This is a genomic window from Bacillus sp. N12A5 (genome assembly GCF_026790125.1).
In the GTDB taxonomy this organism is placed as follows: Bacteria; Bacillota; Bacilli; order Bacillales; family Bacillaceae; genus Bacillus.
Window position 1 is genome coordinate 58,648 of the sequence record NZ_JALAMR010000016.1, and the last position, 16,179, is coordinate 74,826.

The window sequence follows — 16,179 nt, forward strand, 5'->3', positions numbered from 1 at the left end:
TTACATCAATAGAAGAATGAGTAACAAACCCGCTAAAAAGCCCAAACTTTTTATCATCTTTTCATTTTTGGCTTGTGCCTGCTCTGCATCCGCTTCAGAGGCTTCCAAGTGTGTCAGCGCCAGCTTGATGTGCTTTTGCTGTGAGATTCGGTCATGAATACCGAGCGTCTCGCCAAATTGCTTCAGCACGTCATATTCGCTTTTTTTCAGAGACATGGTGTTCCACACTTTCTTTAAGCTTTGCTCCCACGCCGTTTTTGCGGAATCACTGCCCTTGTCAAGCTGATCACTGAACGTGATAAAAAGCGCCGAAACAGGCTGTGCCAGCTGTTTGGCTATCTGCTGGGAAGCGGTATGAAGCGGTGTATGGCCGTACATGATTTCAGCCTCGAGAGATTGGAGTGCTGCGCGCAGCTGGCGAATTTGCCGCGGCCGTTCCGTATAAATCTTCGCCATTTCAAAACCTGTCCATGTTGTCGCTACCACAATGAATACAGCGCCCAGCAGCTTCAGCATGACTTCACGCCCATCGTTCCAGACAGCACATTTCCGTCTTTGTCATAAATGCGGCTTACAGTGCCCGGCCCCTTCGCTCTCGATAATTCCAAATAGCGGTCAAAGGCCTTTTCTTCCCATAATCGCTTCAATGAAGGCCGCTTCATCAGATCGGATATGCTCCAGCCATGCGCCGAGACGATTACCGAAACACCGGCATGCAAGGCCTCAAGAAGTGCATCTGTATCTTCCACGCGTCCGATTTCATCAACAATGATCACCTCAGGGCTCATGGATCGAATCATCATCATCAGCCCCTCAGCCTTCGGACAAGCGTCTAATACGTCAATCCTCTGCCCAAATTGATGCTGGGGAATGCCGCGCAGGCATCCGGCAATTTCTGACCGTTCATCGACGATTCCTGTCTTTACGGGCAATATGCGATTTTTGCCGGTGCTCGAGAGTCTGGCAAGATCCCGGAGAAGTGTTGTTTTGCCGGTTTGCGGCGGACCGATAACCAGCGTATTCAGCCAGCTGTTTTGATATAAGTATGGAAGCAGCGGCTCCGCAATCCCCAGCTTTTGCCGGGCAATTCGTATATTAAAAGATGTGATGTCACGGAGGCCTTTCACACCTCCGTTTTCCGTAATGACTCTGCCTGCCAGCCCGACCCTGTGGCCGCCTCTGATCGTGACATACCCTTTCTTCAATTCTTCTTCGAGCGTATACATACTATAGTTGCTGAGCCGGCTGAGGATCAGATGGGCATCCTCAGCAGTGCCCGCATAGGACAAAAAAACAGGTTGTCCTTTTCGAATCAATTCAACAGGGCGGTTGACCCGAATTCGGACTTCTTCGATTTCCAGCCATTGATGTTCCGGTATTTCAGAAAGGGCATTTTTCATGGATTCTGGGAGAACCTCAGCAATTTCATTCAACAGAGCCTCCTCCTTTCTACCGATTGGCTTCTTTAAAATGTATGATGTGAGGCAGACTTTATGACAAGCCTCTCTTTATTTATGAACACCAGCCAAAATCAAAACAACACCCGTAAAAATCAGAATCAGCTTTGCATACGACAGCTGCCCGGCAATTTGGTAGATTCCGACAGTCATGGTGATGATAAAAATCAGCGGACCGACAATAGCGAGAATGCTGTTAACCACAACCGCCTTCCGGACATCATTTGTCACAAGCATGATAATCGCTGCCGTCAGCTCAATCATTGAAGATAAAACTCGCAATCCAGCCATTGTTAAAACAGTAGAATTGATATTTCCAAGTAAAAATTTCATAGCACTCTCCCAACCTCCCATTTTTTTATATGATATGCTCTAGCTTGCAGAAGTAGTCTTGTCATTTTCGTATAAAAGAAAGATTCTGTTTTTGGGCACAAAAAAAGCCTGCTCCCTTTTGGGAACAGACTTCTTTATTTCTGTTTATGCTCTTGAAACGTAAGAACCGTCTGTTGTATTGACAACAAGTGTGTCGCCTTCATTCACAAAGAACGGCACGTTAACAACAAGGCCGGTTTCAGTTTTCGCAGGTTTTGTGCCGCCTGATGCTGTATCGCCTTTAATACCAGGTTCAGTCTCAACAACTTTCAGCTCAACTGTGTTTGGCAGTTCGATACCGAGCGTTTCATCTTGGTACATCATGATATGCACAGACATGTTTTCAAGCAGGTATTTTAATTCCTCTTCGATTTGAGCCGCACTCAGTTCCAGCTGCTCATAAGAAGAAGTATCCATAAATACGTGCTGGTCTCCGTTTGCATATAGGTATTGCATTGTTTTTGTTTCGATTTGCGCTTTCGCTACTTTTTCACCAGCACGGAAGGTTTTTTCCTGAATGGCGCCGGTACGAAGGTTGCGAAGTTTAGAGCGGACAAATGCCGCGCCTTTACCAGGTTTTACGTGCTGGAAATCAACGACGCGCCAAATGCCGCCGTCTACTTCGATTGTTAATCCTGTACGGAAATCGTTAACTGAAATCATGTTTAATGTCCTCCTATATTCCAATCACAAAATAATTAGTTCTTTTGGGGAATGGGTGATTGTCCGGTTGCCGTTTTCTGTAATCACGATGTCATCTTCTATACGGACACCGCCTGTTTCTGGTATGTAAATGCCCGGCTCCACTGTGACCACCATGCCCGGTTCAAGGATAGCTGAAGATCTGACGGACAATCCCGGCGATTCATGAACTTCCATGCCGAGCCCGTGCCCGGTTGAATGGCCGAAATACTCACCGTAGCCTTTTGCAGCAATGTGATCCCTTGTAAGGGCGTCAGCCTCTTTTCCTGTCATTCCCGGCTTAATATGTGCGACGCCGAGTGCCTGAGCATCAAATACGACCTGATAAATCTCCTTCAATTGATCGCTGGGCTGGCCTACAGCGACCGTACGGGTAATATCAGAACAATACCCTTTATAATAAGCGCCAAAATCAAGCGTAACAAGGTCTCCGCTTTCAATCAGTTTGCCACTCGCCACACCGTGCGGAAGGCTTGACCGAAGGCCAGAGGCGACAATCATATCAAAAGAAGAGCTGTCAGCTCCTTGGCTTCTCATATAAAACTCCAGCTCATTGGCAACAGCGATTTCAGAAATGCCGGGTTTCATAAACGTCAAGATATGTTTGAAGGCATCATCTGCAATCTTCGCAGCTTCCTCTAATATCTTAATCTCTTCACTAGACTTAATCAAGCGCAACTTTTCTACAGAATCAGCGACAGGCACTAATTCAGCCTCGCTGATAATCGCGCTGTATGATGCGTATGTACCGTATGTCATGCTATTTTGCTCAAAGCCAAGGCGTTTGATGCCGAACGCTTCAACCGTGTCGGACACAGTCTGAATTAAGCTTCCGCCGTGTTCAATGATCTCAAAGCCCTTTACCTGAACCTTCGCCTGCTCTGTATAGCGAAAATCCGTAATAAACGCGGCCCTGTCACCTGATATGACAGCCAGGCCCGCAGAACCCGTAAACCCAGTCATATAGCGTACATTTGTGCTGCTTGTAATCAGCATTCCGTCAATCCCCAGCTGACCAAACAGGTTTCGTAATTTCTCTAGCTTCATCTTTATTCTCCCCCTTGCTGGCTAATTAAGTAACGGAGCGCAAGCTTGTAGCCTTCAGATCCAAGACCGACAATCTGCCCTTTCGCAACCGGAGCGATGACCGACTGATGCCTGAATTCTTCTCTGGCATATAAGTTTGATAAATGCACCTCAACCACTGGAAGGCTGATGCTAGAAACAGCATCCCTGACCGCATAGCTGTAATGGCTCAGGGCGCCAGGGTTCAGAACAATCCCATCGTATTGCTCCTCAGCCTCATGTATCGCATCTATCAAATCACCTTCGTGGTTAGACTGGAAGAAAGTGAGCTGGATATGTAAGGCTTCAGCAAAATGAAACAGATCTGTTTCGATATCAGTCAGTGTCCGGCGGCCGAATACCTCCGGCTCACGCTTCCCCAGCCGATTGACATTTGGGCCGTTCAAAATTAAAAAATGAGGCACATGAATCTCTCCTTTTCACGAGGGTTTCTCATGTAAAAAATGTTCACTTCTCGTGAACATTTTATCATACTGGAAAAGGATAATACACTATTCTCTATGCGTTCCAAGCGCACGTGCCAGCTTTTCCGAATTCAGCTCATTGTATTCAAATGAAATGGAATAACCGACAAACAGCCCGTAAAGCAAATAGATGCATATGGTCGTAATAATTGTATCTGCTTTCAGCTCGGTCACCGCGCGCACATCAGGAAAGATCGGATTAAAAACAAAAAACACGAGCAGCCAAAGCAGCAAGCCGTATAAAATACCCGGCCACATTGTTTTTAAACGTTTCAATAGAAGAAAATAAAGAAATGCTGCGCCAATTGAAATAATCCCGATCAAAATGATGCTGATTACGGTTCCAAGTCCATGTTTTTTCCACTCACCGAGCACAAACGGCTGCAAAATCATATTCGGGCTGACTTCGGAAAAATGAAACAAATACGCAATATAAGCGATAAAACTCCATAATACGCCGCCGCAAAAACCTGTTGCCGCCACCCTGCCGGCCATCGGAACAGGCGGCCCTTGCTTCTCATTCGATTCTTTATTTTGTTCTGTGTTTTTTTCGCTTGTCATCATGGCACCTCCTGTTAAAAGTGTGCCCAAAAAATAAAATGTCAATTAAAAAGCTCACACTTTTTGGAAGCTGCGAGTAAAATTTGAAAATAACGGGTATAATGCATGTAGAAAAAGCAAGGCTATGGCAATTTTTCAGCCTGTCAATCTAGAGGTTTAGCGCTGTTTCCTGTACAATAGAGTGAAAGGAAATGGTTAGCAATCCTAAAGAAATAGGCAGGTTGATAATATGTCAAAACATAAAATTCCGCCCGCTTACGGCGGGCAGGCAGTTGTGGAAGGCGTTATGTTTGGCGGAAAGCATCATTACGTTACGGCCATCAGAAGGACGGATGGAAGCATTAACTTCTTTAAGCTTCCCCGCAAACACAATCCGAAACTGAACATCGTGAAAAAGATACCGTTTTTACGGGGGATCGCGGCCATTATTGAAGCGAGCGCAAACGGCACCAAGCATTTGAATTTTTCAAGCGAACGTTACGGGCTTGATCCGTCTGAAGACGAGACACTTGAGCAGGAAGAGAAAAAATCCTCCGGGCTGTCTATGTATCTCAGCCTCGCTGTAATCGGCGTCTTATCATTTTTGTTCAGTAAATTCGTATTTACATTGGTTCCTGTTTTCTTAGCTGAACTGACAAGGCCGATTTTCTCATCAGACATAGCGCAAATCGCGGTTGAAAGCCTGTTTAAGTTGATTTTGCTGCTCGGTTATATTTACTTTTTGTCCATGACGCCGCTCATTAAAAGAGTGTTTCAATATCATGGAGCCGAACATAAAGTCATAAACTGTTATGAACAGAATTTGCCAATTACAGTGGAGAATGTTCAAAACCAATCTCGGCTTCATTATCGCTGCGGATCAAGTTTTATTTTATTTACGATCATTGTCGGCATGTTTGTCTATATGCTTGTTCCGACAGATCCGCTATGGCTGCGTGTTATAGATCGTGTTGCACTGATACCGGTCGTACTCGGCATATCCTTTGAAGTTCTGCAGCTGACGAACAAAGTGCGTGATATTCCCGGGCTGAAATTTCTTGGGTATCCGGGCCTCTGGCTTCAGCTGTTAACAACAAAGGAGCCTAAGGATGACCAGGTTCAAGTTGCCATCGAAAGCTTTAACGAGCTTCTCAGACTCGAAGAAATGTCTGGACAAAAGCAGAAGCCTTCTCACAACGTCATCTAAAAATCCGTTGCCCTGCTATTACTTTCGGAGGTGGACAGTTATGAATCATCGTGTACAACCTATTATTGCTGTATTAATTGCGCTGGGAGCGTTCGGTTTCCTCTATGTGCTGGTAACCAATCCCGGACAAATGGCAAAAATGGCGGTTACCGTCATCGTGGCAGGTATCATTATTTATTTTATTGTAAAATATGTAATGAATCGAAATGCGGGCAGCGAAGGAGCGGCCTTCCGAAAAGCGGCGAAACAGTCGCGGCGCCGGATGAAAGAACAAAAAGCAAAACACCGCGCAGGGCATAAGGGACGTGTCAGCCACCTGCGAAGCGTTCCAAGCGCCAGCAAGCCTAAGCCGATGATTCTCAAGAAAAAAAGCCAGACTCAGCTGACTGTTATAGAAGGGAAAAAAAATAAAAAGAAAAACAGAGCGCTTTTTTAATAGGTCCACTGTGTTAAAAATTGCTCTGTCCGTTTTTTACCTAGCTCAATCAGGGCTAGTTTTTTTTGTTGTGTTAAATGAAAGTCTGTCGTCATTACGCCGTCAACCGGCAGAAAAATGATATTTTGTTCATAGCGTGACGCAATATGCCTTGCGTCATGCGCATCCTTCATCGTTTCAAACAGGGCGCCAAACAGTTCGAAAGCGTTGCGGATATTTTTTTTCGGCCGCTCCCTTTCCCGCGGCGCAAGCGTTACACCGATTACAGGGCGTTTTCTTTCCTTTGAAAACAGCCAGATGGGAAAATTGCTTAACACTCCTCCGTCAACAACCGTGGCGGTGCCTATGTCCGTTTTTAATTTTATCGGTTCAAAGAAATACGGAATGCTGCAGCTCATTCTTACTGCTCTGGCAACCGGAAACATATCAGGATTTAATCCATAACGGACCAGATCGTCCGGCAAAACAATCATGGTGCCGTTTGTCAGATCAGAAGCGATAAGGCGCAGAGACCCTTTCTGCAAGTCCCCGAAAACCCTTATGCCTTTCGCTCTTAACAGGTCAGCAATCCATTTTTCTATCGTGTCGCCTTTATATAAGCCGAGACGCCAGTAGATAGACACCCACTGGAGCATTTTTAAGGGGAGAAATGAGTAGCGTTGGTCCAGCAATTTCTCTCCGTCCACTTCTTTAATTAACGCGTGGATTTCCTTACTGGTGTAACCTGAGGCAATGAAAGCGGCAATAATGGCGCCCGCGCTTGTACCCGCAAGCCGTTTAAAGCGGAAGCCTTTCTCCTCAAGCGCTTCATAAGCGCCTGCCAAAGCAATGCCTTTTACTCCGCCGCCGGAAAATACACCGTCAATATACATCTCAATTCCCCTCCCCCTCCAACCGATCGTTTATTATCATTTTAAGAAAACACACGAAAAAATAGACCAACGAATGAGGTATAGCACAGCGAATCAAAAAAGACGGCCTCCTTTGAGACCGCCTTTTTACTGATTATGATGTTCTGTTTTCTTTTGGATTGATTTCAGATCTTTTTTACGAGCATCATCTTCTTCAAAATATTGAACAAGATCTCCGATGCGATCAATGCTGTTCCAGCTTAAATGATGTTCAATTCCTTCGACATCATTATATATTTTCTCTTCATCAACACCAATGATTCTTAAAAACTGCTCAAGCAATTCATGTCTGTATACCAGCCGTTTGCCTATTTTTTTCCCTTTAGACGTTAACACGAGACCGCGATATTTTTCATAAATTAAATATTCGTCTTTATCTAGTTTTTGAACCATTTTCGTTACAGAGGAGGGATGGACTGCCAATGCTTCCGCGATATCGGAAACCCGTGCATATCCTTTTTCTTCAATCAGCATATAAATCTGTTCAATATAATCTTCCATACTTGGTGTTGTCATCGAAACCCTCCCAAAAAGCACCTTAACTTTATAAACCATTACAAGTTTACACTAATGAACTTGAAAAAACAAGGATGCTCCGCGGGCCAAAAGCCCTTTTTACCGCTTATAATTCCATTCATCTGAAGCGTATTTTGTTTCCGCCAAATGATGAACAAAATCAAGCTCTTCTTGAGATAGTTCGTACGGCTCCAAATGAATGTTAAGGCCTGTTTCAAATCCTTCTTTAAAGGCTTTACGGGCCTCATCCATCGTCACCCGCTTTTCTGTGAGTTCATTAATGGCAACCGCTTTATTTTTGAAATTGCGCTGCATCCGCTCTCTCACTCTTTCACTCGGATACAAAAACAGATCGAATAGCTTGTCCTCATCCAAATCAAGCAGTATAGAGCCGTGCTGAAGAATCACGCCTTTTTGCCGTGTTTGTGCGCTTCCCGCCACCTTGCGTCCCTCGACCACCAGCTCATACCAGGACGGCGCGTCAAAACAAACCGATGACCGCGGATTTTTCAAGCTTTCTTTTTCTTTTTCGGTTCTCGGGATGGCAAAGTAAGCGTCCAGACCGAGATTTCTGAAGCCTTGGAGTATGCCTTCTGAAATGACCCGGTATGCCTCAGTAACAGTCGCCGGCATTTCGGGATGCTCTTCCGAAACAATTACGCTGTATGTCAATTCCTGATCGTGCAGAACGCCTCTCCCGCCGGTCGGGCGTCTTACAAATCCGAGATTATACTTATGTACTGCTTCAAAATTGATTTCCTTTTTAATATTTTGAAAATACCCTACAGAAAGAGTCGCCGGATTCCAGCCGTAAAAACGGATAACCGGGGGAATCTTCTTTTCGCTGTGCCAATATAAAAGCGCTTCATCAAGCGCCATATTAAATGCAGGGCTTGCATTGCCTGAGTCTATAAACCGCCAAGTTTCTTTTTCCATTTTAAGACCTTCCTTACCGTTTTAATAGAATTAGTTTATCAAACTGCCGGGAAAATGAAAAATATTTTCGTTTCATTATGGATGACAATCACGCCCGGCTTTACTATAATAGTACTTGTCGAAAACGGCTCTATGGCCTTGTTTTATGAGGCAAGGCCTTGATTTTATACGCTAAAGGAGTAGAATTGCATTGTCTAATATGATCGTTTTGATTATTTTTGCTGCGTTTATCGTTTATATGATTGCTTCATATATCTATCAGCAGCGAATTATGAAAACACTTACGGAAGAAGAATTCCGCGCGGGTTACCGAAAAGCGCAGCTTATTGACGTTCGTGAACCGAATGAGTTTGAGGGCGGACATATTTTAGGCGCCCGCAATATCCCGCTTTCTCAGCTGAAACAGAGAAAAAATGAAATTCGCCCGGACAAGCCTGTCTATCTGTACTGCCAAAACAGTGTGCGCAGCGGACGCGCGGCACAAACCCTGCGCAAAAACGGCTGCACTGAGATTTACAACCTAAAAGGCGGCTTTAAAAAGTGGGGCGGAAAAATTAAAGCAAAGAAATAAAGAAACAGCTGTCTGATAGACAGCTGTTTTTATTTATTTCTCTTCCGCCTCGTATCTGAGCACCGGGTGTCTCGCCGCTTTTGTTTCATCCATTCTTTTTACAATGGTCGTATGCGGCGCCTCCTGGACGAGCTCCGGAGTCTCCTCCGCTTCTCTCGCAATTTGAATCATAGCGTCGATAAACGCGTCAAGTGTTTCTTTTGATTCTGTCTCTGTCGGTTCGATCATGATGCATTCTTCAACATTAAGCGGGAAATAAATTGTAGGCGGATGATAGCCGAAATCGAGCAGCCGTTTTGCAATATCAAGCGTACGCACTCCCAGCTTTTTCTGCCGCTTCCCTGACAATACAAACTCATGCTTGCAATGACGGTCAAACGGAAGATCGTAATAAGGCGCGAGCTTTCTCATCATATAGTTGGCATTTAACACTGCGTTCTCAGTAACAGCCTTTAACCCGTCAGGCCCCATGGAGCGGATATACGTATACGCTCTGACATTGATGCCGAAATTGCCGTAATACGGCTTCACGCGGCCGATTGCATGAGGACGGTCATAATCAAACGTAAAGCGCCCTTCTTTTTTGATTAAAACAGGTTTTGGCAAATAAGGAATCAGCTCTTTTTTTACACCCACAGGTCCTGAGCCGGGGCCTCCGCCGCCATGTGGCCCTGTGAATGTTTTATGCAGGTTGAGGTGCACTACGTCAAAACCCATATCTCCCGGTCTCGCCTTGCTCAAAACCGCATTTAAATTAGCGCCGTCATAGTACAGTTTTCCTCCCGCTTGGTGAACAATTTCCGCCATCTCAGTGATCTGTTCCTCAAACAAGCCAAGCGTGTTTGGATTCGTCAGCATAAGAGCCGCAGTTTCTTCATCCACTGCTCTTTTTAAATCCTCCAGATCAACAAGCCCGTTTTCATTCGATTTGACCGTTACTGTTTCAAAGCCTGCTACGGTCGCTGAAGCAGGGTTCGTCCCGTGCGCGGAATCAGGTACGATGACCTTCGTCCGTTTGACATCCCCGCGCGCTTCATGATACGCGCGGATCATCATCAGCCCCGTCCACTCGCCATGCGCCCCGGCAGCGGGCTGAAGCGTGACTTCATCCATTCCCGTAATTTCCTCAAGGTGCTCGCTTAAATCATATAAAAGCTCTAAAGCGCCCTGCACCGTGTCCTCATCCTGAAGAGGATGAATCGCAGCAAAACCGGGAATTCGCGCGATTTTTTCATTTATTTTCGGATTGTATTTCATTGTGCAGGAACCGAGCGGGTAAAAACCGGAATCCACCCCGTGGTTACGTTTGGACAGCGCTGTATAATGGCGCATGATATCCAGCTCTGACACCTCCGGCAGCTCTGCGTCCTCATCACGAATATAGGTGTCTGGCAATAGCTCCTCCAATTCGATTTCCGGTACATCGAGCTCCGGCAGACTATAGCCGATACGGCCTTCTCTGGAAAGCTCAAAAATAAGTGCCTGATCCTGATTACTCATGGCGATCCCCCAATTCCTGAATGAGTGCGTCAATTTCTTCTTTTGTTCTCAGCTCCGTTACCGCAATCAGCATATGACAGTCCAGCTCCGAATACGTCAGCCCAAGATCATATCCGCCGATGATGCCTTTTGCCAGCAGACGCTGGTTCACTGCTTTCACCGGCTCATCCAGTTTGATGACAAATTCATTAAACATCGGCCCGTCAAACATGACGGTGAGCCCGGCTTTTTTTGCTTCTTGCTTGGCATAGCTGGCTTTTAGGAGATTTTGGCGGGCGATTGCTTTTACGCCGTTTTTTCCGAGCGCTGTCATGGCGACAGAAGCTGCCAATGCATTTAAAGCCTGGTTCGAGCATATATTTGATGTCGCTTTATCTCTCCGGATATGCTGTTCCCTGGCTTGCAAAGTAAGCACAAAGCCTCTTTTGCCGTTTTCGTCTTCCGTTTGCCCGACGAGACGGCCCGGCACTTTTCTCATTAATTTTTTGTTGACTGCAAAAAAGCCGCAGTGCGGGCCGCCGTATGCGGAAGGAATGCCGAAAGGCTGCGCATCACCGACGACGATATCAGCATGAAACTTGCCCGGCGGAGTGAGAAGGCCTAGTGCAAGAGGGTTAGCTGACACAATAAACATGGATTTTCCTTGATGAGCGATAGGCTCAAGCTCCTTTAACGGCTCAACCCGGCCAAAAAAATTAGGGTACTGAACGATCACTGCAGCCGTGTCCTCGCAAACGGTTTGGCGCAAAGCATCAATATCAGTAACGCCATCTTTAGCGGGGACTTCAACGACCTCAATATACTGACCTTTTGCGTACGTTTTCAGCACTTCTCTCGATTCAGGATGCACGGTTTTTGACACAACGATTTTTTTATTTTTCGTGTGTCCGGAAGCAAGCATGGCCGCTTCCGCCAAGGCTGTTCCGCCATCATACATAGAGGAGTTGGCGATATCCATTCCTGTCAGCTCACAGATCATCGTTTGGAATTCGAAAATGGCCTGAAGCTCCCCTTGTGAAATTTCCGGCTGATACGGTGTATAAGCCGTATAAAACTCAGAGCGTGAAATGACATGATCCACAATGACAGGCTGATAGTGGTCATATACACCCGCTCCTAGGAAAGACGCATGTTGTACAGTATCACAATTTTTAGAAGCCAGCTTCGTCAATTCTCTTGTTAATTCGGTTTCTGATTTCGCTTTTTTGATTTGATACTCTTTTTGATATCTGACATTTTCCGGTATATCAGCAAATAATTCCTCAATGCTGTTTACGCCGATAGCAGCAAGCATCTCCTGTTTATCATTTTCTGTTGCGGGCAAATAACGGTGCTTCATGTGTTGACTCCTCTCCCCAAGAAAAAATATTAGCGTTTATAAAACGGTGTTTTGACTACCTTTGCTTTCACTAATTTTTTGCGAATCTCCACGTCTACTACAGTCCCGATTTCACTCGCTTCCGCAGCAACAAGAGCAAGGCCGACATTTTTCCCTAAAGTCGGTGACTGCGTGCCGGTTGTCACCTTTCCGACAGACTTGCCATTATGGAACACTTCATATCCGTGCCGCGGTATCCCTTTTTCGATCATTTCGAGACCGATAAGCTTTCGCTTCGCTCCATTTTCTTTCTGTTCACTCAATACAGACTTCCCGAAAAAGTCAGACTCCTTTTTGTGCTTTACGGCAAAGCCTATACCTGCTTCTATCGGCGTGATTTCACGAGTCAGCTCCTGGCCATAAAGCGGGAGCTTCGCTTCAAACCGGAGTGTATCACGGGCGCCGAGACCGCATGGAACCAGTCCGTGTTCCTCACCCACATCAATCACTTGTTTCCACAAATACACGGCATCATGAGCACGGCAGTAAATTTCAAACCCATCCTCTCCCGTATAGCCGGTGCGCGAAATAAGTGATTTGCAGCCGCTGATATCTGCTTCATCGATAAATGTAAACGGCTTTAATGAAGATAAATCTGCAGACGTCAGCATTTTTAAAATCGTTTCTGCTCTCGGCCCCTGTACAGCCAAGAGGGCAATTTGATCTGACTGATTGTCAATCTGTACGTCACCTGTTACATGCTCTTTCATCCACTCCAGGTCTTTGTCTATATTAGAAGCATTTATGACAAGCAGATAGCGATTCTCTCCTTTTTGATAGACAAGCAAATCATCGACGGTTCCGCCATCCGGATAGCACATCGCCGTATACAGCGCACGGCCTGGCGTTAACGCGGAAATATCATTTGTCATCAGCCTTTGCAAAAAAGGCAGGCTGTCGTTCCCTGACACTTCGATCTCTCCCATATGAGATACATCAAACAGTCCAGCTGCAGTTCGGACAGCCTCGTGTTCCTTTTTTATAGAAGAGAATTGGACAGGAAGCTCCCAGCCTCCAAAATCAATGGTTTTTCCTCCATATTTCTTATACAGTTCAAATAACGGCGTTCTTTTCAGCATCAAATTCCTCCCTTTTTTCAACGGCGCGGCTAAAAAAACATACAAAAAAGGACAGAGAAACGCCTCATGTAAAATGAAGGTTCTCTGTCCTGGCACCTGAAAGTTTACTTTGCATACGCAAAGACGTCCCCTTTGGTGGCTTGCGCAACCGCGCAAACACTCTCCAGAGTTGCGTCGAGCAAGAGTTCTTTTGCCTGAGAGATTCACTCCGCAGTTTGCTCCTTCGGCGCCTGTATCCCGAGGTTCTCGGTCAGGTCTCTCCCCTTGCTGTCATTCGCTCATATTTTCATGCTGTTATGGACATACTATAGCAATATCTTACATCAAATACATATTCATATCCTACCATCATCACTATATGCTGGGCAACAGCAATTTGGGCAGATTTTTCTTATATTGTTCATTTTAAGAATCGAAGAATAAGAAAGGCGGTTTCAAAGCTATGAACGCAGAAATGATCTACGATGCAAAATGGCCTCAAGAATTCGCTGAAAGGCTGAAAAATGATGGCCCGTGGGCGAACTGGGAGCTGTTCAAGCTATCTGCAGAAATCCAGAACACATTAGCAATTCCTGAATTCGAAGGCTTACGGGCCCCTTTATACCTGCCTTCCTTTACGCCGCTTCCTCACCAGCTTGAGGTGGCGCAAAAAGTGGTTGAAAAAATGAACGGAAAAGCAATTTTAGCAGATGAGGTGGGCCTCGGGAAAACAGTTGAAGCCGGACTGATTCTAAAAGAATATATGATTCGCGGTTTAGCCAAAAAAATTTTAATCCTTGTGCCCGCTTCCCTTGTGTCACAGTGGGTCAAAGAGCTTCAGGAAAAATTTTTGATCCCTGCTGTTGAACAAAAGAAAAGCTACGTGTGGGAGCAATGCGATATTGTCGTCTCATCAATTGACACCGCAAAGCGCTCGCCCCACCGTGAAATTGTGCTGTCCATCCCCTATGATCTCGTTATTATTGATGAGGCACACAAACTGAAAAATAGCAAAACGAAGAACTATGAATTTGTCCGGAATCTCGTAAAAAAATATTGCCTGCTCCTAACCGCGACGCCAATTCAAAACCGGATCGAAGAAATTTTCAATTTGGTGTCGTTATTAAAGCCTGGCCATTTAGGCAGTCAGAATCACTTTCAGGAGGAGTTCGCTAAGAAAAAATCAAGTTTAGAAGCGCATGAGCATTTAAAAGATCTTGTGAATAAAGTCATGATCCGCAACAGGCGGCATGACACCGGGCTGACCTGGAAGCAGCGCCATGTTGAAACAGTGCCCATTGAATTTTCTCCATCTGAGCAGGCGCTGTATGATGAAATCTCCCGCCTGAAGGAAGGCATCAATAAGCCGGCCAGCATGTTCTCTATTATGACCCTGCAAAGAGAATGCTGTTCGAGCAGAGAAGCGGTATATATGACGCTGAAAAAAATGCTTGATCAAAAGGAGAAACAAGCACCAGCCATCGATGAGCACACCATTTCAGTTTTAATTGACCGGATCAATCAAGTGACACAAAACTCTAAGGCGCTTCAAGTCGTTGACCTGATCAAAAAGATAGACGATAAGGTCATCATTTTTACAGAATACCGGGCAACCCAGATTTATCTGCAATGGTTTCTTCAGCAGAACGGCATCAGTTCGGTTCCCTTCAGAGGCGGATTCAAACGCGGGAAAAAAGACTGGATGAAGGATCTTTTCCGCGGAAAGGTCCAAGTGCTGATTGCAACTGAAGCAGGCGGTGAAGGAATCAACCTGCAATTTTGCAATCATATGATTAACTATGACCTGCCATGGAATCCGATGCGCCTTGAGCAAAGAATCGGAAGAATTCACAGGCTCGGCCAGGAGCGTGACGTGCACATTTACAACATGGCGACAAAACATACGGTGGAAGAGCATATTTTAAAGCTGCTATACGAAAAAATTCATTTATTTGAAAAAGTGGTCGGCGAACTTGATGATATTTTAACGAAAATTCAAGTTAACAATTTTGAAGAGCACTTGCATGATATTCTGTACCATTCAGCTACAGAAGAAGAAATGAAGATTAAAATGGATAACTTAACCTCATTTTTGTCTTATAAAAAACAGCAGCCAGCTGAAAAAAGAGGGTCTTAGCCTGTAAGGAGGTTTTATAAGTGAGACAGCAAGAGGTTCACGATTTTCTGCTACGCTTTTTCCAGGCACACAGCTGCCAGATTGTTGAGCAAGGTTCCGGTTATATGACGGTGCAGCTTACAGTTGAAATGGACAAACAGATCATGAACCGACCTTTCTACTGGCATTGGCGCGAGAAGACAGGCGGTGATCCGAATCCAATGAAAATCACTTTTATTACAGATAAGGAAACCGCTCCAAAAGACCTAGACGGCGAATTTATTTATTTTGGGGCGCCACGTTTATTTCAAATATTTAAAGCTGTAAAACAAAATGGGAGATTTACCAGAATGTATGAGAAAATTGAATCAGCTGGAGCTAAAGTCCCGCTTCAGCCTTGGCTTGGTATAAATGTCACGATTTCATACCAGTCCGACATGAAAAAGGACAAGCTATTGTCGCTAGGTCTTCACCTAGTCTCTGGAACCATGATTGAAGATTTTCAAAGCAAGCTGACACAGCTTTCGCTGACGTCTCAAATAAGTGACTATTGCTTCACCATATCGCCTATGATCAAACCAGAAAGCGGCCTTAAGCGCATGGAAAACTATATTGCTACATCTGCCATGCAGGAGCCGTCAGACTGGGCAGAACAGGCTGTAAACAGGTGGAGAAATGATATGGAATTGCTTGACAAGTTTTATGAGCATATAGAAGAAAAACCAGAAGAGTACTATCTAGAAAAACAGGCGCTGAAAGCCTTGTATCAACCAAAGATATCAGTTGAAGTTGAAAATGGCGGATTATTTTATCTGCAAAATAACATTTCAAGCTAACTTTTTTACCATTCGACATCGTTCTCGTTTTTTTTAAAAAAATGCAACTATAATAAAGATATATTGGAAAAAAATTCTGGCAATTTCAATGAC

The 16,179-nt window shown here is 45.0% G+C and carries 18 protein-coding genes and 1 riboswitch; of the genes, 5 read left to right on the plus strand and 13 right to left on the minus strand.

Annotated elements, in window-relative coordinates; translation table 11 throughout:
- The 7 genes from spoIIIAB to MOC09_RS15965 form a co-directional block, all read right to left on the minus strand.
- Positions 1–516 carry a stage III sporulation protein SpoIIIAB gene (spoIIIAB, locus tag MOC09_RS15935; protein ID WP_268367151.1) on the minus strand — a complete coding sequence of 172 codons (516 nt, stop codon included), beginning with the start codon at positions 514–516 and terminating at the stop codon, positions 1–3.
- A complete protein-coding gene (gene spoIIIAA / locus MOC09_RS15940) occupies positions 510–1,433 on the minus strand; it encodes a stage III sporulation protein AA (RefSeq protein ID WP_268367152.1) in 924 nt (307 codons plus the stop codon). The genes spoIIIAB and spoIIIAA overlap by 7 nt, the downstream gene beginning before the upstream one ends.
- A 75-nt stretch (positions 1,434–1,508) precedes the next feature.
- Complete coding sequence (locus tag MOC09_RS15945) at positions 1,509–1,790, minus strand: YqhV family protein (RefSeq protein WP_003226379.1); 282 nt, start codon at positions 1,788–1,790, stop codon at positions 1,509–1,511.
- Between the two features lie 144 nt (positions 1,791–1,934).
- The gene (gene efp, locus MOC09_RS15950) at positions 1,935–2,492 is read right to left on the minus strand and encodes an elongation factor P (RefSeq protein WP_268367153.1); all 558 of its coding nucleotides are present in this window, start codon (positions 2,490–2,492) and stop codon (positions 1,935–1,937) included.
- Positions 2,493–2,516: 24 nt separating this feature from the next.
- Positions 2,517–3,578 (minus strand): aminopeptidase PapA, encoded by a 1,062-nt coding sequence (gene papA, locus MOC09_RS15955; RefSeq protein ID WP_268371082.1) that lies wholly within the window; start codon positions 3,576–3,578, stop codon positions 2,517–2,519.
- 2 nt (positions 3,579–3,580) lie between these two features.
- Positions 3,581–4,021 (minus strand): type II 3-dehydroquinate dehydratase, encoded by a 441-nt coding sequence (aroQ, locus tag MOC09_RS15960; protein WP_268371083.1) that lies wholly within the window; start codon positions 4,019–4,021, stop codon positions 3,581–3,583.
- 87 nt (positions 4,022–4,108) lie between these two features.
- On the minus strand, positions 4,109–4,645 hold the full coding sequence (locus tag MOC09_RS15965) for a YqhR family membrane protein (protein WP_268360679.1): 537 nt from the start codon (positions 4,643–4,645) through the stop codon (positions 4,109–4,111).
- A 226-nt stretch (positions 4,646–4,871) separates the two neighbouring features.
- On the opposite strand from MOC09_RS15965, the gene MOC09_RS15970 reads away from it, so the two are divergent.
- Positions 4,872–5,828: a DUF1385 domain-containing protein gene (locus tag MOC09_RS15970; RefSeq protein ID WP_268360680.1), complete on the plus strand. Its 957-nt coding sequence runs from the start codon at positions 4,872–4,874 to the stop codon at positions 5,826–5,828.
- A 40-nt stretch (positions 5,829–5,868) separates the two neighbouring features.
- The gene (locus MOC09_RS15975) at positions 5,869–6,264 is read left to right on the plus strand and encodes an SA1362 family protein (protein ID WP_268360682.1); all 396 of its coding nucleotides are present in this window, start codon (positions 5,869–5,871) and stop codon (positions 6,262–6,264) included.
- Here MOC09_RS15975 and MOC09_RS15980 read toward each other — a convergent pair.
- The 3 genes from MOC09_RS15980 to lipM form a co-directional block, all read right to left on the minus strand.
- Positions 6,261–7,136, minus strand: a complete 876-nt coding sequence (locus MOC09_RS15980) for a patatin-like phospholipase family protein (protein WP_268360684.1) — start codon at positions 7,134–7,136, stop codon at positions 6,261–6,263. The two genes, MOC09_RS15975 and MOC09_RS15980, sit on opposite strands and share 4 nt — an antisense overlap.
- A gap of 126 nt (positions 7,137–7,262) precedes the next feature.
- On the minus strand, positions 7,263–7,691 hold the full coding sequence (mntR, locus tag MOC09_RS15985) for a transcriptional regulator MntR (RefSeq protein WP_003236923.1): 429 nt from the start codon (positions 7,689–7,691) through the stop codon (positions 7,263–7,265).
- Positions 7,692–7,790: 99 nt separating this feature from the next.
- Entirely contained in the window at positions 7,791–8,627 is an 837-nt protein-coding gene (gene lipM, locus MOC09_RS15990) for an octanoyltransferase LipM (RefSeq protein WP_268360686.1), read from the minus strand.
- Between the two features lie 190 nt (positions 8,628–8,817).
- Here lipM and MOC09_RS15995 point away from each other — a divergent pair, with 190 nt between their 5' ends.
- Positions 8,818–9,198, plus strand: a complete 381-nt coding sequence (locus MOC09_RS15995; protein WP_268367154.1) for a rhodanese-like domain-containing protein — start codon at positions 8,818–8,820, stop codon at positions 9,196–9,198.
- 33 nt (positions 9,199–9,231) lie between these two features.
- Here the strand turns inward: MOC09_RS15995 and gcvPB are convergent, their stop codons facing one another.
- From gcvPB to gcvT, 3 genes are read right to left on the minus strand one after another with little or no spacing between them, the layout of a single operon-like run.
- The gene (gcvPB, locus tag MOC09_RS16000) at positions 9,232–10,698 is read right to left on the minus strand and encodes an aminomethyl-transferring glycine dehydrogenase subunit GcvPB (RefSeq protein WP_268360688.1); all 1,467 of its coding nucleotides are present in this window, start codon (positions 10,696–10,698) and stop codon (positions 9,232–9,234) included.
- Positions 10,691–12,037, minus strand: a complete 1,347-nt coding sequence (gene gcvPA / locus MOC09_RS16005) for an aminomethyl-transferring glycine dehydrogenase subunit GcvPA (RefSeq protein WP_268371084.1) — start codon at positions 12,035–12,037, stop codon at positions 10,691–10,693. The genes gcvPB and gcvPA overlap by 8 nt, the downstream gene beginning before the upstream one ends.
- Positions 12,038–12,066: 29 nt before the next feature.
- Entirely contained in the window at positions 12,067–13,155 is a 1,089-nt protein-coding gene (gcvT, locus tag MOC09_RS16010) for a glycine cleavage system aminomethyltransferase GcvT (protein ID WP_268360692.1), read from the minus strand.
- A gap of 172 nt (positions 13,156–13,327) precedes the next feature.
- Positions 13,328–13,429: riboswitch (glycine riboswitch) on the minus strand.
- 168 nt (positions 13,430–13,597) lie between these two features.
- On the opposite strand from gcvT, the gene MOC09_RS16015 reads away from it, so the two are divergent.
- Together MOC09_RS16015 and MOC09_RS16020 are read left to right on the plus strand one after the other, a co-directional pair.
- Positions 13,598–15,271, plus strand: a complete 1,674-nt coding sequence (locus MOC09_RS16015; protein ID WP_268360694.1) for a DEAD/DEAH box helicase — start codon at positions 13,598–13,600, stop codon at positions 15,269–15,271.
- A 20-nt stretch (positions 15,272–15,291) separates the two neighbouring features.
- Positions 15,292–16,086: a YqhG family protein gene (locus MOC09_RS16020; protein ID WP_268360695.1), complete on the plus strand. Its 795-nt coding sequence runs from the start codon at positions 15,292–15,294 to the stop codon at positions 16,084–16,086.
- Positions 16,087–16,179: the final 93 nt, after the last annotated feature.

Excerpts from the sequence above, each read along its gene's own strand:
- spoIIIAB (WP_268367151.1), bottom strand. The coding sequence starts at position 516 with ATGCTGAAGCTGCTGGGCGCTGTATTCATTGTGGTAGCGACAACATGG.
- MOC09_RS15945 (WP_003226379.1), bottom strand. The coding sequence starts at position 1,790 with ATGAAATTTTTACTTGGAAATATCAATTCTACTGTTTTAACAATGGCT.
- efp (WP_268367153.1), bottom strand. The coding sequence starts at position 2,492 with ATGATTTCAGTTAACGATTTCCGTACAGGATTAACAATCGAAGTAGAC.
- papA (WP_268371082.1), bottom strand. The coding sequence starts at position 3,578 with ATGAAGCTAGAGAAATTACGAAACCTGTTTGGTCAGCTGGGGATTGAC.
- MOC09_RS15965 (WP_268360679.1), bottom strand. The coding sequence starts at position 4,645 with ATGATGACAAGCGAAAAAAACACAGAACAAAATAAAGAATCGAATGAG.
- MOC09_RS15970 (WP_268360680.1), top strand. The coding sequence starts at position 4,872 with ATGTCAAAACATAAAATTCCGCCCGCTTACGGCGGGCAGGCAGTTGTG.
- MOC09_RS15975 (WP_268360682.1), top strand. The coding sequence starts at position 5,869 with ATGAATCATCGTGTACAACCTATTATTGCTGTATTAATTGCGCTGGGA.
- MOC09_RS15980 (WP_268360684.1), bottom strand. The coding sequence starts at position 7,136 with ATGTATATTGACGGTGTATTTTCCGGCGGCGGAGTAAAAGGCATTGCT.
- mntR (WP_003236923.1), bottom strand. The coding sequence starts at position 7,691 with ATGACAACACCAAGTATGGAAGATTATATTGAACAGATTTATATGCTG.
- lipM (WP_268360686.1), bottom strand. The coding sequence starts at position 8,627 with ATGGAAAAAGAAACTTGGCGGTTTATAGACTCAGGCAATGCAAGCCCT.
- gcvPB (WP_268360688.1), bottom strand. The coding sequence starts at position 10,698 with ATGAGTAATCAGGATCAGGCACTTATTTTTGAGCTTTCCAGAGAAGGC.
- gcvPA (WP_268371084.1), bottom strand. The coding sequence starts at position 12,037 with ATGAAGCACCGTTATTTGCCCGCAACAGAAAATGATAAACAGGAGATG.
- gcvT (WP_268360692.1), bottom strand. The coding sequence starts at position 13,155 with ATGCTGAAAAGAACGCCGTTATTTGAACTGTATAAGAAATATGGAGGA.
- MOC09_RS16015 (WP_268360694.1), top strand. The coding sequence starts at position 13,598 with ATGAACGCAGAAATGATCTACGATGCAAAATGGCCTCAAGAATTCGCT.